The sequence below is a fragment of the Serratia sp. FS14 genome, assembly GCF_000695995.1.
Classification (GTDB): domain Bacteria; phylum Pseudomonadota; class Gammaproteobacteria; order Enterobacterales; family Enterobacteriaceae; genus Serratia; species Serratia nematodiphila.
Genome location: NZ_CP005927.1, coordinates 2674321 through 2698228, shown reverse-complemented (window position 1 = coordinate 2698228; position 23908 = coordinate 2674321). Strand labels below are relative to the sequence as shown.

Sequence of the window (23908 nt, the reverse complement as noted above, 5' to 3'; positions counted from 1 at the left end):
TCTGAGGTTGATAAGGGATAAGAAGAGAATCGCAATTTCCATTCCAGAGAAAACATCACGCACTCACCTGCTCGCGATTTTTAAGGATGTTAGTTAATGGCAAAGATAGCTGTTTGTATACTGACTTTTAACTCCTCTCGTTTATTACACGAGGTGCTTTCTCCACTCATGGGCATTGCGGATGAGTGGATTGTGGTGGACTCCGGCAGTACGGATAAAACGCTGTCTATTTGCCAAAGCTTTGGAATCAGCCCTATTTATCATCGTTTCGAGACTCACGGACGGCAAATGAACTTTGCGATTTCTCAAGCTCATCATGACTGGGAGTTGTGCCTGGACAGCGACGAAATCCTTGATGCCGAAACCATAGCGTCCATTTTAACATTCAAAGCGCAGGAAAACCCACCGCCACAGCAAGCCTTTAGAATCAAAAGGAATTGGTATGTTCTCGGACAGCCAGTCAGAACGATTTATCCCATCTCCTCACCGGACTACCCCGTTCGGCTGTTCAATAGAACGCAGGTCAGGTTCAATGATGCTCCGGTAGATGATGCCGCTGAAGGCTATATTCTCACGTCGGTCATTCCCGGCAATGTTAAGCACGATACCTTTTACTCTCTCCATGAAATATTCAACAAGCTCAATAGCTATACGACAAGGGTAGTAAAATACAGAAACATTAGGCCCTCGATATTTCGTGGCATCGTTAGCGCGATCGGCGCATTTTTCAAATGGTATGTCCTGAGCGGCGCATGGAAGGAAGGCAAAGTCGGCGCCGTCACTGGCTTCTATGCCGTGGCCTACAGTTTCCTGAAGTATTTTAAATCCTGGTATGGCAAAGATTGATAGCGTTAAGAACAAAAACAGGCGCGTTTCCCCGCCGCTACTGATCCTGGCGTTGGTTTATCGATTTATGCGGCGGAGTTAACACCCTACAGCAGCCTTTAGAAAACAAGAACTTTCCGGTTAATAGTTGACCAGCTTTACAAATTGGCCTGAGCCGTTATCATCCTTTATTTGGTGTCCTATGCGCCGTTAGCTATCACTGGCTGCCGTTCGATAACATGCCCCTCAGGGGGCCGTCGAGTGCAAGGCGTGCGAGTGCCCGCCTGAACAGGCTAAGACGCAGCAAGCAAAGGAAGAGACACACTATGTTTTCCCGTTTGAAACTGCTGTATATCGCCGAAGATATTATTTCACCTGATGATTGAAGATCAGAAAGACGAGGATGTCGCCACTATCAGGGGGAGAATATGAGCAAGTTGATAATGGCAATGGCGTTACTGTTTACTGTTCTCATGATGCAAGGATGCAAAAAAAACATGGAATATGAACCACAGGATTTTTTTGAAGGCCAGCAACTGGACATCGCACAGCTGATTTATGATGGCGATGAAGTGAAACTGAAAGAGAAACTTCCCTCTGTCAGCAAGGAAGAACTGAATCGACCGGTGAAAGCAGACATGACCCTGCTGTTTTGGTCGGTGCTAAACTCAATCTATGATAAAAACACGCCAGAAAGGCTGAAAATAATAACCAACTTGGTAAAAACTGGCGCAGACCCGCTGCAACCCAGACCAGAAGGAGGTAGCAGCCCAGCGGAATTCGTCATGAAAGCCGACAAGGGGATTTGGGTCAAAGCCATGCTCGACGGCGGTTTACCGCCAAACGCAAAAGATAAGGTATTCAATGAGCCCATTGTATTCCAGACAATCAAAGCCAAGAACACGGAAACGTTAAAGGTGATGCTGGATTATGGCGCGGATATAAATATCAGAGACTCCTTACAACAAACCTTATTAATGGATGTTTTTTTTAGCTCAGCCTTTGAGCACATGACCCTACTGCTCAATCGGGGTGCAAATCCTAACCCGGTAAATATAAACAATCTTTCGCTGTTAACAGCAGTGAATCGGCAAATAAAAGATAGCCAAGATGGCTCAGAATACAATGAACAGTGTAAGAAAATACTCGAGCTCATGCTTTTGAAAGGGGCAAAGGAAGCGCAGTAATTTCATCAACGCTGATCTGACAGCTGCCGGTTATTTATACCGGGGCTGTCAGATTGCATCTGTTTTCCGATACACACGCTATAGACCACACAATAAAACTGATTGAAGAGACGCGGGTGTCACCATTCTCAGGGGGAGAATATGAGCAAATTGATAATGGCAATAGCGCTACTGTTTACTGTCCTCATGGTGCAAGGATGCAACAAAAGCATGGAATATGAGCCACAGGATTTTTTTGAAGGCCGGCAGCTGGACATCGCACAGCTGATTTATGATGGCGATGAAGTGAAACTGAAAGAGAAGCTTCCCTCTATAAGCAAGGAAGAACTGAATCGACCAGTGAAAGCAGACATGACCCTGCTGTTTTGGTCGGTGCTAAACGCAATCTACGATAAAAATACGCCAAAAAGACTGAGGATTATTACTGAGTTGGTTAAAGCGGGTGCAGACCCGTTGCAGCCCAGACCGGAAGGGGGAAGCAGCCCGGCGGAATTTGTCATGAAAGCCGACAAGGGAATTTGGATCAAGGCCATGCTCGACGGTGGTTTACCGCCAAACGCAAAAGATAAGGTATTCAATCAACCCATTATATTCGAAGCGTTAGAAGCGAAAAACCCTGAAACGTTAAAGGTGATGCTGGATTATGGTGCGGATATAAATACAATGGATTCATTGGGGAATACCTTGTTAATAAACTCCCTAGACTATCGCTCGTTTGATCATACGATTCTTTTATTGGAAAGAGGTGCAGATAATAAAATCAAGGGTAAGTTTGGTTGGACTATGGGCAATCAGCTCCAACGCTTTATAGATAGAGGGGTAGGCGATGCCGAGGATAAGGAGAAAATTAACAAGATAAAAGAGTTATTAATTAAAAACGGTGGAGACTGGCCTCCTCTACTTGTAGAGAATTGATACTCCCCTACCCTACGGCATGGATAGGTCGACGTCGAAGACATGTAATATACCGCTCAGGGGCGAAATGGCAACCACCCCTGCTCGCTCTGCCGATAGTTGCCGACGTTAACGCAACTCCTTCGCTATCGCGCTAAACATCAGCGACGCCTCCAGCGGTTGCGCGCTGAAAGAAGGCTCCGCCTGCGGCCAGGTGGACCACTGGACGATCACCAGATTCTCCGCCTGATTCACCATGATCATCTGGCCGAAGATCCCCAGCGCCCACAGGGAATGCTTGAGGGACGCCTGCGGAGCGGGTTCTACGTTAGTCGCATTGGCCGGCACTTCGTTGTTCCACCATTGGAAGCCGTAGATGCCGTTAGGATGCGCCGCCGATACCGAACCCGCCGCCCGCGTCCAGTTGGACGACTGGGCTACCCAATCTTCCGGCAAGATCTGTTTGCCGTTCGGCAACGTCCCGTTATGCAGAATGAACTCACCGAAGCGCCCCCAGTCTTCCAGCGTGGCGTTAAAGCCGTGCGCGCCCACGTCGTGCTGGCCTTTGGCGTAGGCATGCCACACGCCATCGCTCGCCATGCCGTACGGCTGCCAGATGCTTTGCTCAAGATAGGCCGCCAGCGGCATGCCAGTGGCACGCTCCAGTACGTCGCCCAGCAGCCACGCGCCGCCGGAGGAGTAAGACCAGTTCTGCCCGGCCGGATGCGCACGCTGCAGGCCGGCCACCAGCTTGCGCACGCAGGCATAGGTGCCGGGTTTGGCTTCACACTCGGTCAGCTGCGCGAAGTCCGACTTCGGGTTGGTGTAATCCTCATTCCACGCCACGCCGGAGGTGTGGGTGATCAGCTGCCTGAGGGTCACGCCGTCCCACGCGGTGCCTTTCAGGTCGGGTTCGTATTGCGTGATGAGATCGTCGAGCGAGCGGATTTTGCCCTGTTTAATCGCCACGCCCACCAGCGTGGCGACCACCGATTTGCCCACCGAGCGCGATGTCCACAGCGTGGCGTCGGTATTACCCTGCCCCAGATATTTCCAGGCGATTTTGCCGTCTTTCAATACCAGCATGCCGCTGACGTTCTGGCGCTGAAGATAATCCTGCAGGCTGTAGGTTTTGCCATTCACCCGATAGCTGGCATTCGTTAGCTGTTTAGCGGCAGCCACCAGCGGTATGGCACTACCGTGATGAAACACATCCCCGGCATAGTTGCGGTAGTCGTTACGAAAACCGATCACCCGATCGCTCTGGCTCCAGGTGAGCATCTTGTGCGTGTCCGGCAGTTGCGCATCAAAAGGTGCGGGACAGGCGCTGAGTTCGGTGCCCGCACAGGCGGCCAGGGCGGCGGGCGCCAACAGGCCGCTGCAGAGACTGATGACAACGCCCGCCAACAGGCTGCGGTTAAACACTTTGCTTTTCATATTTTTTCTCGCTTAGCTCAGGAAGGCGTTCAGCTTAAAAAAACGCGGCCTATAATAAAAAACGCCTGATGGGGGAAAATCCCCCGCAAAATCGACGGGAGAACCGCGTGCCGAGCCTGATTTATTCCTTTGCCCAACTGGAAGCCTTCACCGCCGTGGCCGAGCACGGCAGCCTGGCGAAAGCCGCGCTCAAGCTGGGCAAAGACCGCACGACGCTGCGCGATTTGATTGATTTTCTCGAGGATGGCTTGGGCTATGCGCTGTTCCTGCGCGAGGGACGCAGCCTGCACCTGACGCCGGAAGGGGAACAGCTGCAGCGCCAGGCACATCTGCTGATGCGCCAGGTGAAAGCCTTTGAGGCGTTTGCCAAAGACGTGCCGAAGAGCGCAGCGCAGGAAATCTCGCTGGTTTACGATCCCTTCACGCCCCGTGCATTGCTGCAAGCGCTGATTGCCGCCATGGCCCAACGCAACACGCGCCTGAGCCTGATTAACGCCTCGCGTGATGAAGCAGAAAGGCTGCTGGCAAACGGCCAGGCCGATCTGGGGATCTGTCAGGCGCGCCACCGCAGCGTGGGCGACGCCATGGAGTGGCGCGCCTTAGGGGCGATAGAGATGGATTTTTACGCGTCTAAAGCGCTTTTCCCCGGCACGGAACAGCCGCTTTCGCTGCTGGAACTCTCCCTGACTCCGCAGGTAATTATGCACCCGGATTCTGACGAGCCCGTGGCGCGACGCCTGCAAATATCAGGGCATACAATATTTACCAACGAGCTGGAAATGCTGCGCGCCCTGCTCGAACAGGGCTGCGGCTGGGGATTCTTACCGACGCATATGCATGCCGAACAGTGGAAAAACGTCAACACGCTGCGCACCGAAGTAGGCAGCCAGGGGATCAGCCAAACCATGGTGACCATCTGGAAGCCCGGCAATGACCGGCGGGCGCTGATTGATGAGACGTTGGCGTTGTTGCCGGGGTTGTGGCGGGGAGTTGGGGGTGAAAAGTCGCTGTCAAATTCAAATTAGCGGTGTTGTTATCGGTAATCGAGCATAGAGCTCATCACCTGCGTTGCTTATTCTATCATTCTTAAGCGGGAATTGCGGTTTTCCCCTATTAGCCCCACAACACCTCCGTTCCACAGCTACTGGTGTTGATTTATTGCTTTGAACGGCGGTATTAGAGGGGCGGTTTTGAGCGAGAAGCGGAAGTTCACTTCAAGTGAAGTCTAGTCTACATTCATAGGAATTCTAAGAAGATTATGCGTTTTCGTATAGACGCCATTAACCCCATTAGCTACTTTAATACTTTTGATAGCCATCAAGTGGTAAGCCTTTATCTCCTGAAATTTTAAGAATATTACAAATAATTTCAAAATATTGCGGCTGAATGCCTTTGATTCCTTTGAATTTACCATGATCGTTTAGCGAACGAATAGTTTTGAAATTACCCCACAATTTATTTTTGGTTATAATTTCATTAACTTCGTGGTGTTTCGTGCAACCATGCTCTCGATAAATTTTTATGTACTCGTTGATTTCCTTATTTTCATTCAAAGAAAGAGATTTTCCTCTAATAACTGACTCAAAAGTCTGTCTCTGCTGGGAATACTCTCGATAGAGAAATACCATTTTACTGAATCTATCCGAACCACTGGATACTAGCAATTGCAAATTTTGCCACGAAAGCTGCGTTATATTTGTGATATGGATAGTGCTTTTTATACCTTTTTTATTAGATACTTGAACCACTTTATTTACACTAAAATTTGCAATTTCTCTGTAAAGATTTACGTCATAATCAATTTTCATAACGACCTCCAATTATACTCACCATTGAAATTTAACACAAAATTATGGAAATTCGAAGTTCTGTGTATAATTGCATCAATTAAGTTTTCCCCGAGAGCAAATTTAAACAGCGTAGAGGGAGTTATTCGAGATCATCATATCTGCAATCTGTGGTACGGTCGTGGTTTTCTCACCCCAAAAAGATCTGTCAACACCTTGTTGAATATAGGACACTGGAGGTTATCAAAGCACGTTAAGGGATTGAGTGCTGGAACCATTGGATGGAAAAAGGCAGTACTGAACCAACGTCCGCTCTTAGCACAAAGCAGCCATTAACACCTAACCTCTACCATGCGATACACCTTACCAAACTCTCCGCCAACAAAATACAACTACATAAAATGATTCAATTCACAATTAATAAACCAACAATATTATTACCTCTGCTTTCATTCTATTATTTCCCTCCCCACTCCGACCTAAACCCCCAACTCCCCCCTAGCACCGCCCCGCCCTTTCCCTACAATAAGGGATCTGTTGAGGCATAACGCAAGGAAAGACGGTGTCGAAAGCCAATCCCAATGCCACTATCGTGGATATCGCCCGCCGCGCCAGGGTGACCAATATCACCGTTTCCCGCGCCTTCAATAAGCCCGAGCTGGTCAAGCCGGAAACCCGCGAGCGCATTCACGCCATCGCCAAAGAGCTGAACTATGTGCCCAACGCGTTCGCGCAGGGGCTGAAAAGCAGCAGCAGCCAGATTATCGGCATCGTTACCAGCAGCATGTACAACCCGTTCTATTCCGGCCTGATCAAGACCGTGTCGCGCATTGCGCGCCAGCAGGGCTACCAGATCATGCTGTTCGACACCGACGGCAGCGAAGAGGCGGAAATGCGCGCCATTCAGGCGCTGTTCGGCTACAAGGCGCGCGGCATCCTGCTCTCGGCGGTGCGCGACGACAAGCGCTACCGCCCCGCCTATCTCGAGCTGGCCGAGGTGTACGGCGTACCGCTGATCCTGATCGACCGCGATCTCTACGATCAGCAGCTGAGCGGCGTGTTCCTCGATAACCGCGAGATTGGCGTGCTGGCCGGGCGTTATCTGGCGGAGCAGCCGGAGCAGAAGCTTTTGATCATCGGCGGCCCGGCGGATTCGGAAATTACGCTAACGCGCACCGCCGGCATCGTAGCGGCGCTGCAGGGCAGCGGGCGTGAGATTCATATCATCAACGGCGACTACGATTTCACCTCGCAAGAGAGCGAGGTGCGCGCCTATCTGGCGCAGCCGCAGAACCGCCCGGATTACATCATCGGCCTGAACGGCATCATCACGCTGGGCGCCATCGCCATCTGCCACGAGATGGGGCTTTATCAGCAGGTGAAGTTCTTCTCGATAGACGAGCCGCCGCGCGCCGGCGCTTACGGCCTGCACATTCCGGGGGTGTATCACGATACGCAGAAACTGGGGGAGATCGCCGCCGAGCTGCTGTTCAGCGCCATTAACAGCCCGCGCGGCGAGTTGCCGGTGCGCAGAGAGTTCTTCACCGGCTCGCTGTTGAATCGCTGACGGACGCTATTGCCCGTAGTAGGCGTGTTTACCGTGCTTGCGCAGGAAATGTTTGTCCAATAGCTCCGGCTGCATCGGGGCGATGGCCGGTGCCAGCTGGCGCGTCGCCATCGCCATGATCGCCACCTCTTCCAGCACCACCGCGTTGTGTACCGCATCCGCCGCGTCCTTGCCCCAGGCGAACGGGCCGTGCGAATAGACCAATACTCCCGGCACCTGCAGCGGATCGCGCCCCGTCTGATTGAAGGTCTCGATGATCACCTTGCCGGTTTCCCCCTCGTAATCGCCGGCGATCTCCGCCTCGCTCATCGGCCGGGTGCAGGGAATGTCGCCGTAAAAGTAGTCGGCGTGGGTGGTGCCCAGCGCCGGGATCGGCTGCCCGGCCTGCGCCCAGATGGTGGCGTTGCGGCTGTGGGTGTGCACCACGCCGCCGATGTCGGCGAAGGCGCGGTACAGCGCCAGGTGGGTGGCGGTGTCGGATGAGGGTTTGCGGCGCCCTTCGCGCACCTTGCCCTCCAGATCCACCACCACCAGATCCTCCAGCGTCATCGCCTCGTAGGCGATGCCCGAAGGCTTGATCACCACCAGCCCGCTCTGGCGGTCGATCGCCGAGACGTTGCCCCAGGTAAAGGTCACCAGCCCGTATGCCGGCAGGCTGAGGTTAGCGGCCAGCACCTGCCGCTTGAGTTCGTTCAGCATGCGATGCCTCCCTCATTCATTTGTTGTTCGATCCAGGCCTTGGCCTGGGCGATGCGTTGCTTATCCTGCCCGTCTTCACGCGCCCACATCTCCAGCAGGTAGGGGCCGCGATAGCCGAGCGCGTTGAGCACGGAAAAGGCGTGGGCGAAATCCACACAGCCCTCGCCGAACGGCACGTCGCGGAACTGCCCGGCGCTACCCGGCCCCACCGCGACGGTGTCTTTGAGGTGCACGGCGGTGATGCTGCCGATGCCCAGCGCCAGCTCGGCGGCGACGTCGTTGCCCCAGGCGCTGAGGTTGCCGAGATCGGGATACACCGTGAACCACGGGCTATTGACGTGGCGGGCGATGTCGCGCCATTTGCTGATGCTGTTGATGAACGGCGTGTCCATCACCTCCACCGACAGCATCACCTGCGCCCTGGCGGCCTGCGCCGCCGCCCACTGCATGCCCTCGATAAAGCGTTCGCGGCTGTGGCGATCGGCGGGTTCGTAATAGACGTCGTAACCCGCCAGTTGGATGTTGCGGATGCCGAGATCCGTCGCCAGTTCCAGCGCCTTGCTCATCAACACCCGCGCCCGTTCGCGGGTGGCAGCCTCGGCGCTGCCGAACGGATCGCGCCGGTGCGCCGACAGGCACAGGCTCGGCACCGTCACCCCGCTGTCGAGCCGCGCCTGGATAAACGCCAGCCGCTGGCGGCGATCCCAGTCCAGCCGCTGCTGGCGCGCCGGCTGTTCGTCGATCGACATCTCCACGAACTCAAAGCCCAGCTCGGCGGCGGTGGCCAGCCGCTGCGGCCAGCTCAGTTCGGCGGGCAGCGCCTTTTCATACAGTCCCAGACAGGCGGCGTTAGTCGTTTGCATCAGTCACCTCACTCAAAGCCTGGGCGACCGCCAGATAGCGCGCCTGCTGGGCGCGCAGGCGCCGGTGGGCAGCGGTCGCGGGATAATAACAGCGCAGTTTGGGCGGCGCGGCGGCGATCGCTTCGGCGAACCCGGCGTACTCCCCGGCGCCGACGGCGGCACACAGGGCGGCGGCGCGGCAGCCGCTCTGGCGCGTTTCCACCACCTCAAGCGGCAGGTTGCCGGCGTCGGCGTACATCTGCATCCAGACCTCGGACTGCGTCGGCCCGCCGGTCATGCGCACCCGCTCGATGCGCGGGTTCAGCTGCACCATGCGCTCCTGATGGATCAGGTGCGAGAACACGATGCCCTGGTAGATCGCCTGCACCACGTCCGCCATCTCGTGGTGGGCGCTCAGGCCGATCAGCCCGCCCGGCGTGTTGCCGCCGAGGTTGGAGCCGTACAGATAAGGCAGGAACAGCAGCCCGCTCGGCTGCTCGCGGCGCTCGGCCACCCAGGCGTTGAACTGGGCGTACCGCTGCCGGTCGTCGGCGCAGAACTGGCGCAGGAACCAGGCCAGGTTGCCGGCCGAGGTCGGGCTGCCTTCGTGCACGAAATAGCGGCCGTCGATGCAGTAGCGCCCCCAGGCGTAGGGGTAATCGGCGGGAATGATGCGCTCGGTCACGCAGGTGGCGATCGACCAGGTGCCCGCCACCGCGCTGAGCGTGCGATCGTCAGCCACGCCGGAGCTGAGCGCCGCGCCCACCACGTCGAACAGGCCGCCGTACACCGCGGTGCCCGCTCGCAGGCCGCACTGCGCCGCCGCAGCGGCCGTCACCCGCCCGGCCAGCTGCGCCGAGCCGATCGTTGGCGCGGTCTTCTCCTGCGCCTCTTCGATGCCGAAGGCGGCCATCAGCGCCGGATCGTAAGCGCCGCTGCGCTGGTTAAACAGGTTGCTGCCGGAGATGTTGGTCACCTCGGCCGCCGCCTCGCCGGTGAGGCGAAAGCGCAGGTAGTCGTGCGCCATCAGGATGCGATCGACGGCGGCGTACTGCGCCGGTTGCCGCTGCTTCAGCCAGCGCAACAGCAGCGCCGGGTGGCTGGGCCACAGCGGCTGCAGGCTGCGCGGGTAGCTCTGCGCGTCCACCCCGACGCAGCGCAGCTCAGCCACCGTGGCCGCCGCGCGGTTGTCCGAAGACAGAATGCCGTTGCCGACCGGCTTGCCGTGGCGGTCGATGGCGTACAGCCCTTTGCCGTGCGCCGAAAAGCTGACGCCGCGCACCTGCCCGGCCGCCAGCCCCGCCGCGTGCAGCGTCTGGCGGATCGCCGCGCACACGTCATCCCACAGCGCGTCCATATTGCGTTCGCTAAAGCCCGGCTGGGCGGCAATCGCCGCGCCGTCGCGCTCGGCGATCGCCAGCTCTTCGCCGCTTGCCCGGTACAGCCCGGCCTTGATCACCGTGCCGCCGACGTCTATGCCAAGAAAGACTGACATCGCGCCTCCTATTTGCGCCGCACGGAGCTGAGGTAGATGGCGGCCAGGATGATGCCGCCCTTCACCACGTTCTGGATATACGGCGACACGTTCATCAGATTGAGGCCGTTGTTGAGCACCCCGAGCATCATCGCCCCCACCAGCGTGCCGACGATGGCGCCGCGCCCGCCGGAGATCGCCGCCCCGCCCAGCACTACGGCGGCGATGGCGTCCAGCTCGAAGCCTTCGCCGGCGTTGGGCTGCCCGCTCATCAGGCGCGAGGTCAGCACCAGCCCGGCCAGCGCGGCGGTCAGGCCGCTGATCACGTAGACCAGCATCTTGTAGCGCGGCACGCGGATGCCGCTCAGGCGCGCCGCCTCTTCGTTGCCGCCCATTGCATAGACGTAGCGGCCGAACGGCAGCTGGTTGAGCATCAGCCAGGCCAGCAGGTACACGCCGAGCATGATCAGGATCGGCACCTGGATGCCCAGCACCGTGCCGCGGCCGAAGAAGGAGAAGACGTCGGGCAGGCCGGAGATCGGGTAGCCGCCGGTATAGAGCAGCGCCAGGCCGCGGGCGATGCCCATCGACGCCAGGGTGACGATGATCGGCGGCATGCGCAGGTAGGCGATGCAGGCGCCGTTGGCCAGGCCGAACAGCGCGCCGAGCGCCAGCGCCGCCACCATCGCCAGCGGGATCGGCACCGCCGCCAGCATCAGCCCGGCGGCGACCGAGCCGGCCAGCGCCATCACCGGCCCCACCGAGAGATCGATGCCGCCGGTCAGGATCGCGCAGGTCATGCCCACCGCGATGATGGCGTTGATAGACACCTGGCGCGCCACGTTGGTCAGGTTGTTGACGCTGAGGAAGCTGTCGTTCAGCAGGCTCATCAGCACGAACAGGACAGCGAAGCCGATAAACGGCAAGACCGCCGGGTGATGCAGCAGTTTTTCCCAGCGCTTGCCGAGGCTGGGGCCGGCGGCGCGGCGCGCCACGGCGGGTTGTTCAATTCCGATCATAAGGCACTCCCGGTCGCGTGAAGCATGATGTGGTTGGATTCGATGTCGTCGCCGGTCAGCTCGGCGACGATGTGGCCGCCGCGAAACACCAGCACGCGGTCGCACACGCCGATGATCTCCGGCAGTTCGGAGGAAATCATGATGATGGAGATGCCCTGCTGGGTCAGTTGCTGCATCAGCTGGTAGATCTCGGCCTTGGCGCCCACGTCGATGCCGCGCGTCGGCTCGTCGAAGATCAGGATGTTGCAGTCGTTGTTGAGCCAGCGGGCGATCACCACTTTCTGCTGGTTGCCGCCGCTCAGGGTGCTGACGGCGGTCTCAGCGTCCGGGGTTTTCACCCCCACGGCGCGGATCAGCCGCTGCACCACGTCGCGATCCTTGCGGGCGCTGACGAAGATCTTGCCGCGCCGGTGGTGCCGGTTGAGGGTGATGTTCTGCGCCACCGAAAACGGCAGCACCAGGCCCTCGGTTTTGCGGCTCTCCGGCAGCAGGCCGATGCCCTGCGCCAGCGCCTGCGCCGGGGAGCGCAGCGCCGCCGGTTGGCCGCCGAGGCTGACGCGTTTGCGGTGGCAGCGGCTGGCGCCGATCAGCGCCGAGACGGTCTCGGTGCGCCCGGAGCCCACCAGCCCGGCGAAGCCGAGGATCTCGCCCTTATGCAGCCGAAAACGGTCGGTCGCGCCGTGCTTCTCGCGCTGGATCTCCGCCTCCAGCAGCACCGTCGCGGTATCGACCGGGTGCTGTTTCACCGGGAAGGCGTTCTCGATTTTGCGCCCGACCATCAGCCGCACCAGCTCTTCCACGTTAGTGTCGCCGGTGGCCAGCGTTTCGATGTAGGCGCCGTCGCGCAGCACGGTGATGCGATCGCAGATGGTGAAGATCTCGTCCAGATGGTGCGAGATAAACACCATGCCAACGCCCAGCAGCCGCAGATCGCTCATCACGCTGAACAGGTGTTCGGCCTCGCCCGGCGTCAGCGTGGCGGTCGGTTCGTCCAGCACCAGCACTCGCGCCTCCAGCGACAGCGCCTTGGCGATCTCAACGAACTGCTGCTGCGCCACGCTCAGCTGCTCCACCGGGCAATCGAGATCGATAGCCACCGTCAGCCGCTTGAAGATCGCCTCGGCCTTGCGCCGCATCGCCCGCCGATCCAGCAGGCCCCAGCGGTTCCTGATCTCCCGGTTGAGGAAGATATTGTCGATGGCGCTCATGTAGGGAATCAACGAGAATTCCTGAAAAATAATGCCGACCCCGGCCTCGATCGCCTGGCGATAGTTGTTAAAGCGGCGCTGCTCGCCGTCGATAAAAATGTCGCCCTCGTCCGGCTGATGGATGCCGCACATGATTTTCACCAGCGTCGATTTGCCGGCGCCGTTTTCGCCCAGCAGGGCGTGCACCTCGCCCCGTTGAATGGCCAGATCGATGCCGTCCAGCGCCTTCACGCCGGGAAAGCTCTTTTTTATTCGCTTCAGTTCCAGTAAAGGTGTCACCGCATTGCCCTCCGCGCCGAACGCCCCGCCGCAGCGGGGCGAACCTGCCGCTGTTACCAGCTAAAGCCGGCCGCATTGCTGCGGTCGATCAGCTTCACTTTGACCGGCACGGTTTTCGGCACCGTGGCGCCCCAGTAGCGGGCCAGCGCAATGCCGAGCGCGATGCGCAGCTGGTCGCGCGGGAACTGCGCCGAGGTAGCGATGAACGGCGAATTCGGCTTGAGGATCTCTTTGATGGCTTCCGGCTGGCCGTCGACGCTCACCAGCTTGACCTTGGCGCCGTTGCTTTCGATCGCCGCCAGGGCGCCGAGCGCGCCGACGTCGTTGACGCTGAAGATGCCCGCCAGATCCGGCGCCGACTGCAGCATGTTTTCGGTGACGGTCAGCGCGGTGTCGCGCTCCTGCTTGCCGTTTTGCTTGGTGACGATCTTGATGTCGGGGTATTTCTTCATCGCCGCTTCAAAGCCGCGCACGCGCTCCAGGATCGGCACCACCGGGATACCGTCGAGGATCGCCACCTTGCCTTTGCCGCCCAGCGCTTTCGCCAGATACTCGCCCGCCTGGAAGCCGGCGTCGTAGTTTTCCGAGCCGACGAACGAGTCCAGCGGCCCTTCGGCCTGCGCGTCGATCGCCACCACCACCGCGCCGGCCTTATGGGCGGAGATCACCGCCGACTGCACCCCCACCGAGTCGGTCGGGTTGATCAGCAGGATATCCACCTTCTTCTGCAGCATGTCCTCCACGTCGCCGATCTGTTTGGCGACGTCATGGCGCGCATCGGCCACGTACACCTTGGCGCCGATATCCGCCGCCGCCTGATCCAGCGCCTGCTTCATGGTGACGAAGTAGTCGTTGTTCATTTCCTGGAACGACATACCGATCGTGATTTGCTTGGCCAGCGCCCCATGGCTGGCCGCCAACATTCCACCGGCGACGATAAAAGGCAGGGTCTTTTTGAATAATGAAAACATAGCCAATTCTCCTGTAGGGAAGCTTCTTGTTGTGGTTATCAGAGCAACAGCATGTCTTTGCGTTTGGCCGACCGGCCGGCCCCTCCATTGCGGACGGGCCGACGGTCGTGACTGCAACAGCGGTACGGCGGGAGGGTCAGGGAACCAGGATCACCTTGATGGAGTCGGTCGAGTCCGCCAGGGCGAAGGCTTCGTCCCAGTCGTTCAATGAATAGCTGTGGGTCACCACGCCGATTGAGGTCACCAGCCCGCGCTCGAACAGATCGATGGCGATCTCATAGCTGTAGGGCGCCAGGTGCGCGCCGCGAATGTCCAGCTCCTTGCGATCGCCGATGATCGACCAGTCGACGGTGGTTTCCTTGCCGAACACGCTGAACTCCACGAAGCGGCCCAGCTTGCGGATCATCTGCAGCCCCTGGGTGACGCCGATCGGCGCGCCGGTGGCCTCGATGTAGACGTCGCAGCCGTAGCCGCCGGTCAGCGATTTGACGATCTGGTCGGCGTCTTCCTTCAGCGGGTTGATCACCACGTCGGCGCCAAACTCCTTCGCCAGCGCCAGCCGCTCGTCGATGGCGTCGATCACGATCAGTTTCTTCGGCGTCTTCAGGCGCGCCACCTGCACCATGCACAGCCCGAGCGGCCCGGCGCCGGCCAGCACCACCACGTCGTCCAGCTGGATGTCGCCGCGCGCCACGGTGTGAATGGCGCAGGCCATCGGCTCGATCAATACCGCGTCTTCATGGCTCAGGCTTTCCGGGATCTTGTGCACGATGGCGTTCTCGGAAAAGCGCATGTATTCCGCCATGCCGCCCTCCGCCACGTCTTTCTGGAAGCCGTAAATGTTATGCGTCTCACACATCCAGTAACTGCCGGATTTGCAGTAACGGCACTCCCAGCACGGCACGATCTGCTCGGCGATCACCCGCTCACCGATCCGGTATTTGCCTTCCGCGCCCTCGCCCAGCGCGGCGATGCGGCCGTAGAACTCGTGCCCCGGCACCACCGGCGGTTTGACCCACGGGGTCTCCCCCCAAAACATCTGCGCACCGTTCTTGCACTTGCAGTCGCCTGCGCAGATGCCGCAGCCTTCCACCTTGATCACCAGCTCGCGCGCCTTCGGCAGCGGCGTGGGCACCTGTTCGAAACGGTAGTCCTGCGGGCCGTGGCAAACGACCGCGCGCATTTTTTCCGGCAACTGGCTCATCCATCCCTCCAATATTCTCGTTAAACGCTTGAAAATTATAAATGTTGACGTTGTCATTTTTATCAAACAAAAAACAAACTGAGTTATAAAATTATAAATTTCAACAAATTAACCATTACACATCCCGATAACTAAAAATGACAACGTGAACATAGAGCGACATATAACCAAAGCTGCAAAAATAATTATTTGAGCAAAATCACAGTTCGTTAACATTGCGGCTAAAAATGCTACAAATGCGGATCGCGATCCCATTTACGGGATCGGCGATCCGGGCAGATCCGCTAAATCAGCAGGCGCACGCGATCGTAGATCTGGCGATCCTCCGGCCGCGACGATCGCACCTGCTGGCGCAGGGTGCGCACCAGCGTGTCGATAAACGCGTGGGCGGCGGCGCTCAGAATGCTGTTGCGCCGGGTGACGATATTCAGCTGCGCCGGTTGGCAGCTCTCGCGCAGCGCCAGCGGCTGCAGGCGAGAGGCGAATTGCGGCAGCGCGGCGATCGGCCGCGGGCACCAGGTGCACATCTCGGCGGATTCCACCAGCGCCTGCAGCATGCCGAACGAATGCGCCTGGATAATGCGCTGGCGCGGCAGGCGCGCGCCGTGGCGGTGGAACACCTCGTCGAGCAGCGCATCGAAACTTTCCTGGGTATAGCTCATCACCCAATCCTCCTCCAGCAGCTGATGCAGCGAGGTGCTGTGTACCAGCGGGTGGCCGCGCCGCACCATGTACGCCGTTTCATACTCCAGCAGCGGCTCGCAGTGGAACTCCTGCGGCGCCGACGACGCCGGCAGCGGCGTGACGGCGAAATCCATCGTGCCCTCACGCAGCTGCGATTGGGCGTTGGCCATCAGGCTTTCCGACAGTTCCAGCCGCACCGCCGGCACTTTGCCGCGAAACGCCATCACCGCCGGCGGCAGCACCGTCAGCATCAGCCAGGGGGTAATCGCCGCCTTGACCAGATCCGCCGCACTCCCGCGCAGCGCCGCCATTTCGCCCTGCGCCTGCTCCAACTGGTTCAGCACCAGCCGGGCGTGCGCCAGCAGGGTTTTGCCGTAGGGGGTAAAACCCAGCCCGGTCGGCGTGCGGATCAGCAGCGGCAGCGCCTGTTCTTGCTCCAGTTCGCGCAGTGCGCGGGTCACCGCCGCCTGCGACAGCCCCAGATGCCGCGCCGCCGCGCGAATGCTGCCGCTGTCGGCGCTGGCCACCAGCGCCTGCAGTTGGTGCAGTTTCATGTCCACCTCCTGACAATCATAGGTTGTCAGCATAACCGAACGGCGGCTACCCGGCAAAAACGGAGTTTGCTAGTCTCGATGCCTGTCCCTCTGCCCCGTTCCGTGCCCGTTGGCCGGAATCCTTTTGCCGGAGACCGTGATGAACCCTTCACTGGTACTGCCTGAGATCGCCGCCGTTCATGATGAGATGGTCGCGCTTCGCCACCACCTTCACGCCCACCCGGAGCTGGGCTTCCAGGAGTTTGCGACGTCGGATCTGGTGGCGCAGCGGCTGGAGGAATGGGGTTACCGCGTCACGCGCGGCGTAGGACAAACCGGCGTTGTCGCCACACTGCAGCGCGGGCCGGGAAAATCGCTCGGCATCCGCGCCGACATGGACGCCCTGCCGATTGCCGAAACCACCGAACTGCCTTATGCCAGCACCCATTCCGGGGTGATGCACGCCTGCGGCCACGACGGGCACACCGCCATGCTGCTGGCGGCGGCGCGCTATCTGGCACGGCAGCCGAACTTTTTCGGCACGCTGCACCTGATCTTTCAGCCGGCGGAAGAAGGCGGCGGCGGCGCCAGAGTGATGATTGAAGACGGCCTGTTTGAGCGCTTCCCCTGCGACGCGGTGTTCGCCATGCACAACGTGCCCGGCTTACCCACCGGCCACCTGGGCTTCGCCTGCGGCCCCTTCATGTGCTCGGCCGATACGGTGCACATCACCCTGCACGGCCACGGCGGCCACGGCGCGGTGCCGCAGAGCACCGTCGATCCGGTGGTGGCCTGCGCAGCCATCGTTATGAGCCTGCAAACCATCGTGGCGCGCAATATCGATCCGCAGGAAACGGCGATCGTCACCGTGGGGGCGATGCAGGCCGGCCAGGCCGCCAACGTGATCCCGGCGACCGCCACCCTGACGCTCAGCGTGCGCGCGCTGACGGCGGCGGTGCGCGCGCGGCTGGAACAGCGCATCACCGAACTGGTCACGGCGCAGGCCGCCAGCTTCGGCGCCCGCGCGGAGATCGACTATCAACACGGCTACCCGGTGCTGGTGAACCACCCGGCAGAAACCGAACTGGCGCGCGCGGTGGCGCTGGAATGGGCCGGAGAGAGCCGAGTGCTCCCCACGCTGCGGCCGTTCACCGCCAGCGAAGATTTCGCCTTTATGCTGGAGAAGTGCCCGGGCAGCTACATCTCGATCGGCAACGGCCCCGCCACGCCGGGCAATTCCCTGCACAACCCCGGTTATGACTTCAACGACGACAGTCTGTCGTTGGGCGCCACTTACTGGGTCAAATTGGTCGAGCGCTTTTTGGCTCGCCCCGCGGTTTAATCGCCAACACAGAGGAAATGACATGAAAATCATCAAAGGGCTGTTGTTGTTGCTGCCGCTGGCCGCGAGCTTTCCCGCGCTGAGCGGTGAATTCAGCGGCAAAGTGATCAAGCTGGGCATCGATCCCACCTTTCCGCCGCTGGAGTATAAAAATCCGCAGGGCAAGCTGACCGGCTTCGGCGTCGATATCGCCCAGGCGCTGTGTGACCAGATGCAGGCCAAATGCGTGTGGGTGGAAAGCAGCTGGGACGGCATGATCCCCGGCCTGCAGGCGAAGAAGTTCGACGCCATCGCCTCGTCGATGACCATCACGCCGCAGCGCCGGCAGCAGATCGCTTTCTCCAGCAAAGTCTCCAACGCCCCGGCGCGGCTGGTGGCGCATAAAGGCAGCAATCTGCAGCCTACCGCCGCCTCGCTGAAGGGCAAATCGGTCGGCGTGCAGCAAGGTTCCAGCCAGGAGGCCTACGCCAACGCGCTGTGGCGGCCGGCCGGCGTCAACGTGGTCGCCTACCAAAGCCAGCAGGAGGTGAACGAAGATCTGGCCAACGGCCGCCTGGATGCGTCGCTGCTGGCCAGCGTCAGCGCCAGCGAATTCTTCAAAACGCCCGGCGGCAAAGACTTTGCCTTTATCGGCGCCGAATTGAGCGACAGCAAGTACTTCGGCGTCGGCGACGGCATCGGGGTGCGCAAAGAGGATACCGCGCTGCTTAACGCCTTCAACGCCGCGCTGCAGGCGATCCGCGCCAACGGCACTTACAAGAAAATCAACGACAAGTATTTCGACTTCGACATGTACGGTGCGGAGCAGTAACACGCGTTCCCCGGCGGTCACCTGCAGATCCTGCAGGATGGGGAGGCGCCTTCGGCCGCCGGGGAACGCCCCAACGGAAACGGCAATGTCGGCAAGAACGGAAAATCAGGCGGGATAAGGATGCGGGCCAGGCAGGACGCCCGGCCCGCTAAAGCGGGTTACTTCACTTCGCCCATCGCCTTCAGCTTTTTGGACAGCTCGCGGCGTTCTTTGGACAGATCGGCATTTTTGATGATGTAGTCATCAACGCGATCTTCGTAGTCGCTGCGCATGTTGGCGATGATGCCCTGAATGTCTTCAATGCTCATGCCGGGCTTGATGTACTCACTCAGGTTGTCGAGCAGCAGCACGCGCTTCTGGTTATCACGAATTTTCTTTTCGTTGTCGACGATCTCGCGTTGCAGTTTGTTTTTGCGGCGGAACATACGCACAAACTCCAGCACGTCCTGGAAACTCGGCTTATTTGCATTATCCATCTTTATACCCTTGCTTTAGTAATACACAGATTCATTTGCTTACGGCCACATGGCACCAAGATACAGGTTTGTGGCGGTCCGGCACAACAGTGATTGGCTTATCTTACCCACTTTGCCCCGGCGGCCAAAACCCAAAGCGCCGCCTTCATGATCTGACCCCTTATTCGCGCCCGGCGGCGGTGCAGACCTGGAGCAGATCCCCCAGCTCTTCCAACTGCTGCGCCAGCTCCATGCTGAGCCAGACATAGCCGTAAATCGGCGCTTCGCCGTGTTGGCCAAGGCTGACCTCTTGCATCAGCGTTTTCAGCTCGCCGGCGATTTCCGCCAGCTGCCCCGCCGCCGCCTGGCGCTGCGCCTGCGGCCCTTCGCGCATCAGCACCGCCAGCGACTCCAGCGAGCTCAGCGTCAGCAGCTGGGTGCTGCGCAGCGTGCGGGCGTTCAACATAATGAAGTGCGTTTCACGCGAGGCCCAGTAGGCGTCGGCCATCAGCTCCAGCGTGCACACCAGATTGCGGCTGAGGGTTTGCACCGCCTCGAACACCGCTTTGGGGATGCGGGTTTCCTTGCTGGCGGGCACGATCAGGCTGCGCAGCTTCACCACCTGATTCAACAGATCCTTGAGCTGCGGCTCCAGCCGCGGCCGCTCAATGACGTTCGGCGAAAAATACGCGCCGTAGATACGGGCGGCGGTTTGCAGACAGTCCGCCATTTGCATGCGCCACAGAATGTAGGCGCGCTGCGGGTAGATGCTGGTGAACAGCAGCGCCAGCAGCGAGCCGAAGATCACGTCGCCGCTGCGCCACAGCGCGGTATGCATGTCGCCGGCGCCCGCGCCGCACACCACCGCCAGCGTGATCCCCACCAGCAGCGCCATATACGGCCGTTTGCCGAGCGTCAGGTAACCGCAGACGAACATCACCACGCCGCACCATGCCAGCATCAGCGGCAGCGAATAGAGTTCCAGATACAGGGCGATCAGGCCGGAAGCCGCGCCGAACACCGTGCCGGCAATGCGTTGCAGCGCCCGCTGCAGCACGTTGCCCCAAAACGAGATCGGCCCCATCACCACCACCAGGGTGATCAGCGGCCAGGTGCCTTCGGGCACCGCCAGCAGGCGGATCAGCAGAAAGGTCAGGATAAACGCCAGCCCGATGCGCACGCCGTGAACGATGCGATAGTGGCGATAGGTCAGCAGTTCAAGTGAAGAGATTTTTCGATCGAGGCGCACAGTGCCTCCGATAAACACCAGCCAGGCCGCTATTTTAGCGGAGGAAGCCCGGCAAGGAAAAGGCGAATGAGGCGTCCCCCATTCGCACTCAGGCTCAGGCGGCGTATTTGTCGACCAGCGCGCGCAGAACGGCGGCGGTTTCAACATCCATCACGCCGTCATACTTCTGCGGACGGAAGTGCAGCTGGAACGCACGCACCAGCTGGCGATAGCCTTCTGCGGTGTTCGCCGCCGAGGTGTCGTAGCCATATTGGGCGAACAGTTTCAGCAGCTCAGCCTGCGCCGGCAGACCCTGGCTGCAGTACTCCTGCTGGCGCTGCTGCTTGGTCGCTTCGTCATACCAGGCGCCGACGCCGGCCTGATACAGCTGCTGCCACGGGAACTGCGGGCCCGGATCGCTCTTGCGGCCCGGCGCGATGTCGGAGTGCGCCACCACGTTCACCGGCGAGATGTCCGGATAACGCTGCAGGATGTTCTGCGCCAGCTGGGTGACCGCCTCGATCTGCTGCGGATTGAACGGCGGGAAGGTGATGTTTCCACCGTCGCCGCTCGCCAGGTTGACGATCTCGATGCCGATCGAGGTGTCGTTGATATTGCTGCGGGTGCCCCACTGGCTGGTGCCGGCATGCCAGGCGCGCTCGTTCTCGTCCACCAGGTTGAAAATGCGCACGCCGCTGAAGCCGGCGGCCTGATAGGTGGCATCGGTCGGATCCGGCACCAGATAGTGCGCGCTGACCGATTTTCCGGTCAACGACGTCACCGAGTCGGCGAAGTTTTGCGCCGTGTAGTGCAGCACCAGAAAGCGCACGCGGTGGCCGAAGCTGGCGACCGATCGGTAGCTATTGTAATCAATCTTGTACATCGTAAAGTCCCTCTCTCGTTTGATTTCACTGAGCGGCCTCTCATCATGACAGGCCGCTCCGCACAGGTGAACCTTTGGCTCACCCTTTTTGTTTTAGCTAATTGCTAAATCATGCGCAAGCGTTTTTTAGCAAAACCGTTATTTACCTTTTTGCTAAAGAGTGCGATCATCAAACGATGGAAACTAAAGAAATCAGGCGCAACAATCTGCGCGAATTGATGGCCCGCTACGCCCGGCAAGGCGTCAACCAGAATGAGTTCGCCACGCTGGTTGAGTCTTCCGCGCCGACGCTGAGCCAAATCATCGGGGAGAAATCCTCCCGCAATCTTGGCGACAATCTGGCCAGGCGGATCGAGGCCAGGCTGAATTTGCCCAAGGGCTGGTTCGACGTGTTTCATGAAAAGCAGCTGGTGCGCCCGTTTGACAACGTGGCGGCGGAGTCGGACTTCCAGCCCGCCCGTTTGAAACCGGTGGTATGGGAAGATACCGAACAAGACAAGGAAGAGTTTGTGGAGATCCCGCTGCTGGATATCGATTTTTCCGCCGGCGACGGCTGCTACGAAATCGTCGATCGCGAGGAGTTTTCGCTGATCTTCCGCCGTTACTATCTGCACAAGATGGGGGTGGCGGTCAACGCCGCGCGCATTATCCGCATCTCCGGCTCCAGCATGGAACCGCGTCTGCAGGACGGCGACGTGGTCGGCATCAACACCGACGATACGCGCATCCGCGAGGGCAAGACCTACGCCATCCGCCACGGCAATTTGCTGCGGGTGAAGGTTCTGATCGAACAGCCGGACGGCGGCGTCGTCATCCGCTCCCTCAACCGGGAAGAGTACCAGGACGAGCATCTCAGCTATCAGCAGCGCAAGGAGCAACTGGTGGTGCTCGGCCGCGTCTTCTGGTCGTCTTCGTCCTGGTAACGGACGATAACCTCGGGCGCCCGTTGCGCCCGGCGGTTATTTGAAGTCCACCACCATCTGCTGCTGGATAGACAGCCCGCGCGTCGACTGCACGCAGCCGGCGATGTAGTCGGTGAAACGCGGCGGTTTCGGCATGCCCAGCTTGAGGATCTTCTCGTTGCTGAAACGCACGTTGAGCATGGCGAACGATCCGTACAGGCGCATCGCCTTCAGCATCAGCCGCTCGTTGCACGGGCCGAAAATGTCTTTCAGCTGGCGGCGCATTTTCACCAGCGCGTCATAGGTCACCTGCGCATACTCATCGCCCACCGGCGCTTTTTCCAGGGCTGCCGCCATGGCGTTGTCAATTTCGGCAAAGCTGACGCTGCTCTCCTCACCGGCGGAGATGTGATAAACGTCGTTCTCCAGCGTTTCGCTGTTCATCAGCATCACCAGCGCATCCGCGCAATAGTCCGCCGGGATCACGTCGATATTGTCCTGCAGCGAGCACATGAACTTGCGCAGCATCAGCGCCATGCCAAACACCCAGAAAATGCTGCTGGAAGGCTGGCAGCCCAGGCGGGTGTGCCCCACCACGATCGACGGACGAGCGATGGTCAACGGCATTTGCGGGCAGCGCTGGCGCATCAGCTGTTCGATGGTGGATTTGGAACGGGTATATTCCACCAGGTGTTCGGCGTCTTCCTCAAACTCGCCGCTCTCCGCCACCAGCGAACCCGGCTCCGGCGAACAGGACATGGCGGTGCCGACGTGCAGGAAACGTTTTAATCCCGGCACCTGCGCCATTCTTTCGGCAAAGGCCAGAGTGCCTTCTACGTTTACCTTCCAAATGAGCGGGTTATTACCAAATGAAGCAACGGCCGCGCAGTTAATAACGTGCGTAACATTGTTAATACGCGCGTCAGTTAAAAAGTCGGCCGGTTCGGAAAGGTCGCCCAATAATATATTTTCAATCGTAATTTTAGACAGCAGATTCGCATCGATATTAAACTTTTCCATATTCGCGCGAATACGGGCCAGCCCTTGCTGCGCATCGTCTGCACGCACCAGCAAAAGATAATTAACAGACTGATTTTCAATCAATAATTTTTCGAGAACCGCACCACCAAGAAAGCCGGTAGCGCCGGTCAACAGTAGCGTTTTCATCATTGTCACCCACATTGGCATTGAATGTGGGTGATTGTATCCGCGGATATTTAAACAAATATTAAATAGAATTACGGCGCCCTTAAACACTTTTCTTAATATTATCTTAAGGAATCTTTTGAAACATCCATCATGGGTTTAGTAACAAAAGAACCGCGTAGACTCCATGATTAATCTCCGCCGTTTAAATACCATTGATGTAGTGCCTGATTAAATTTAACGGTCAATGTTATTTCTCTTCTCGTCCGTGGAGGACTTATGACCTATAACCAAAAAATCTGGTTGGGGGTTTTGCTGCTGTGCACCCTGTTTTGGGCGGCAGTGATAAGCGGCGCCTGTTCGCTGTATAATCGGGCAGATCGCCTCAATGCGCACCAGGCGCAGAGCGAGTTCGCCGCCCGCCACAGTCTGCCCCCCTGCCCGCAGCAAAGCGTTCAGGCCTCCGCCGCCCCCCGGAATGGGTAGGGACAAGACCAGCTAACGATCCTATTATACCCTAAGATTAACAGG

The 23908-nt window shown here is 59.0% G+C and carries 23 protein-coding genes; 9 read left to right on the top strand and 14 right to left on the bottom strand.

Translation table 11 applies throughout. The annotated features are described in order from the left end of the window. Positions 1-96 precede the first annotated feature (96 nt). The 3 genes from L085_RS12250 (at position 97) to L085_RS12240 (ending at position 2927) form a co-directional block, all read left to right on the top strand. Complete coding sequence (locus tag L085_RS12250) at positions 97-846, top strand: glycosyltransferase family 2 protein (protein ID WP_044030847.1); 750 nt, start codon at positions 97-99, stop codon at positions 844-846. 407 nt (positions 847-1253) lie between these two features. After that, a complete protein-coding gene (locus L085_RS12245; protein WP_044030846.1) occupies positions 1254-2012 on the top strand; it encodes an ankyrin repeat domain-containing protein in 759 nt (252 codons plus the stop codon). A gap of 141 nt (positions 2013-2153) precedes the next feature. Next, the gene (locus tag L085_RS12240) at positions 2154-2927 is read left to right on the top strand and encodes an ankyrin repeat domain-containing protein (protein WP_044030845.1); all 774 of its coding nucleotides are present in this window, start codon (positions 2154-2156) and stop codon (positions 2925-2927) included. Positions 2928-3035: 108 nt separating this feature from the next. On the opposite strand, the gene L085_RS12235 is transcribed toward L085_RS12240, so the two are convergent. Then, a complete protein-coding gene (locus L085_RS12235; RefSeq protein ID WP_044030844.1) occupies positions 3036-4343 on the bottom strand; it encodes a serine hydrolase in 1308 nt (435 codons plus the stop codon). Between the two features lie 107 nt (positions 4344-4450). Here L085_RS12235 and L085_RS12230 point away from each other — a divergent pair, with 107 nt between their 5' ends. After that, the gene (locus L085_RS12230; protein ID WP_044030843.1) at positions 4451-5368 is read left to right on the top strand and encodes a LysR family transcriptional regulator; all 918 of its coding nucleotides are present in this window, start codon (positions 4451-4453) and stop codon (positions 5366-5368) included. Between the two features lie 273 nt (positions 5369-5641). Here the strand turns inward: L085_RS12230 and L085_RS12225 are convergent, their stop codons facing one another. Continuing rightward, a complete protein-coding gene (locus L085_RS12225) occupies positions 5642-6151 on the bottom strand; it encodes a hypothetical protein (RefSeq protein WP_049870662.1) in 510 nt (169 codons plus the stop codon). A 541-nt stretch (positions 6152-6692) separates the two neighbouring features. On the opposite strand from L085_RS12225, the gene L085_RS12220 reads away from it, so the two are divergent. Next, on the top strand, positions 6693-7697 hold the full coding sequence (locus L085_RS12220) for a LacI family DNA-binding transcriptional regulator (protein ID WP_044030842.1): 1005 nt from the start codon (positions 6693-6695) through the stop codon (positions 7695-7697). 6 nt (positions 7698-7703) lie between these two features. Here the strand turns inward: L085_RS12220 and araD are convergent, their stop codons facing one another. From araD to L085_RS12180, 8 genes are all read right to left on the bottom strand, one after another. Then, positions 7704-8396 carry an L-ribulose-5-phosphate 4-epimerase gene (gene araD, locus L085_RS12215; RefSeq protein WP_044030841.1) on the bottom strand — a complete coding sequence of 231 codons (693 nt, stop codon included), beginning with the start codon at positions 8394-8396 and terminating at the stop codon, positions 7704-7706. Then, a complete protein-coding gene (locus tag L085_RS12210; protein ID WP_044030840.1) occupies positions 8390-9259 on the bottom strand; it encodes an L-ribulose-5-phosphate 3-epimerase in 870 nt (289 codons plus the stop codon). The genes araD and L085_RS12210 overlap by 7 nt, the downstream gene beginning before the upstream one ends. Continuing rightward, entirely contained in the window at positions 9246-10733 is a 1488-nt protein-coding gene (locus L085_RS12205) for an FGGY-family carbohydrate kinase (RefSeq protein ID WP_044030839.1), read from the bottom strand. The genes L085_RS12210 and L085_RS12205 overlap by 14 nt, the downstream gene beginning before the upstream one ends. 8 nt (positions 10734-10741) lie before the next feature. Continuing rightward, positions 10742-11731 carry a ribose ABC superfamily ATP-binding cassette transporter permease gene (locus L085_RS12200; protein WP_015378500.1) on the bottom strand — a complete coding sequence of 330 codons (990 nt, stop codon included), beginning with the start codon at positions 11729-11731 and terminating at the stop codon, positions 10742-10744. Continuing rightward, a complete protein-coding gene (locus L085_RS12195; RefSeq protein ID WP_044030838.1) occupies positions 11728-13218 on the bottom strand; it encodes a sugar ABC transporter ATP-binding protein in 1491 nt (496 codons plus the stop codon). Before L085_RS12195 ends, L085_RS12200 begins: the two co-directional genes overlap by 4 nt. A gap of 53 nt (positions 13219-13271) precedes the next feature. Then, on the bottom strand, positions 13272-14189 hold the full coding sequence (locus tag L085_RS12190; protein ID WP_015378502.1) for an ABC transporter substrate-binding protein: 918 nt from the start codon (positions 14187-14189) through the stop codon (positions 13272-13274). Positions 14190-14325: 136 nt separating this feature from the next. Continuing rightward, positions 14326-15393 (bottom strand): alcohol dehydrogenase catalytic domain-containing protein, encoded by a 1068-nt coding sequence (locus L085_RS12185; RefSeq protein WP_044030837.1) that lies wholly within the window; start codon positions 15391-15393, stop codon positions 14326-14328. 284 nt (positions 15394-15677) lie between these two features. Beyond that, positions 15678-16631 carry a LysR substrate-binding domain-containing protein gene (locus L085_RS12180; RefSeq protein WP_044030836.1) on the bottom strand — a complete coding sequence of 318 codons (954 nt, stop codon included), beginning with the start codon at positions 16629-16631 and terminating at the stop codon, positions 15678-15680. 139 nt (positions 16632-16770) lie between these two features. Here L085_RS12180 and L085_RS12175 point away from each other — a divergent pair, with 139 nt between their 5' ends. Further along, positions 16771-17952: a M20 aminoacylase family protein gene (locus L085_RS12175; protein WP_044030835.1), complete on the top strand. Its 1182-nt coding sequence runs from the start codon at positions 16771-16773 to the stop codon at positions 17950-17952. A gap of 22 nt (positions 17953-17974) precedes the next feature. Next, a complete protein-coding gene (locus L085_RS12170) occupies positions 17975-18763 on the top strand; it encodes an ABC transporter substrate-binding protein (protein WP_015378505.1) in 789 nt (262 codons plus the stop codon). Positions 18764-18921: 158 nt separating this feature from the next. Here the strand turns inward: L085_RS12170 and tmaR are convergent, their stop codons facing one another. From tmaR to L085_RS12155, 3 genes are all read right to left on the bottom strand, one after another. Then, entirely contained in the window at positions 18922-19239 is a 318-nt protein-coding gene (gene tmaR / locus L085_RS12165; protein WP_004935612.1) for a PTS system regulator TmaR, read from the bottom strand. A 160-nt stretch (positions 19240-19399) separates the two neighbouring features. Beyond that, a complete protein-coding gene (locus L085_RS12160) occupies positions 19400-20467 on the bottom strand; it encodes an FUSC family protein (RefSeq protein ID WP_021505906.1) in 1068 nt (355 codons plus the stop codon). Positions 20468-20561: 94 nt separating this feature from the next. Beyond that, the gene (locus tag L085_RS12155) at positions 20562-21329 is read right to left on the bottom strand and encodes an N-acetylmuramoyl-L-alanine amidase (protein WP_021505907.1); all 768 of its coding nucleotides are present in this window, start codon (positions 21327-21329) and stop codon (positions 20562-20564) included. A gap of 176 nt (positions 21330-21505) precedes the next feature. Between L085_RS12155 and L085_RS12150 the strand changes: the two genes are divergently transcribed. Continuing rightward, complete coding sequence (locus L085_RS12150) at positions 21506-22252, top strand: helix-turn-helix transcriptional regulator (protein WP_004935623.1); 747 nt, start codon at positions 21506-21508, stop codon at positions 22250-22252. A gap of 36 nt (positions 22253-22288) precedes the next feature. On the opposite strand, the gene L085_RS12145 is transcribed toward L085_RS12150, so the two are convergent. Then, complete coding sequence (locus L085_RS12145) at positions 22289-23398, bottom strand: SDR family oxidoreductase (protein WP_004935629.1); 1110 nt, start codon at positions 23396-23398, stop codon at positions 22289-22291. A gap of 258 nt (positions 23399-23656) precedes the next feature. Here L085_RS12145 and L085_RS12140 point away from each other — a divergent pair, with 258 nt between their 5' ends. Continuing rightward, on the top strand, positions 23657-23863 hold the full coding sequence (locus L085_RS12140) for a hypothetical protein (protein WP_044030834.1): 207 nt from the start codon (positions 23657-23659) through the stop codon (positions 23861-23863). The last annotated feature ends 45 nt before the right edge of the window (positions 23864-23908 follow it).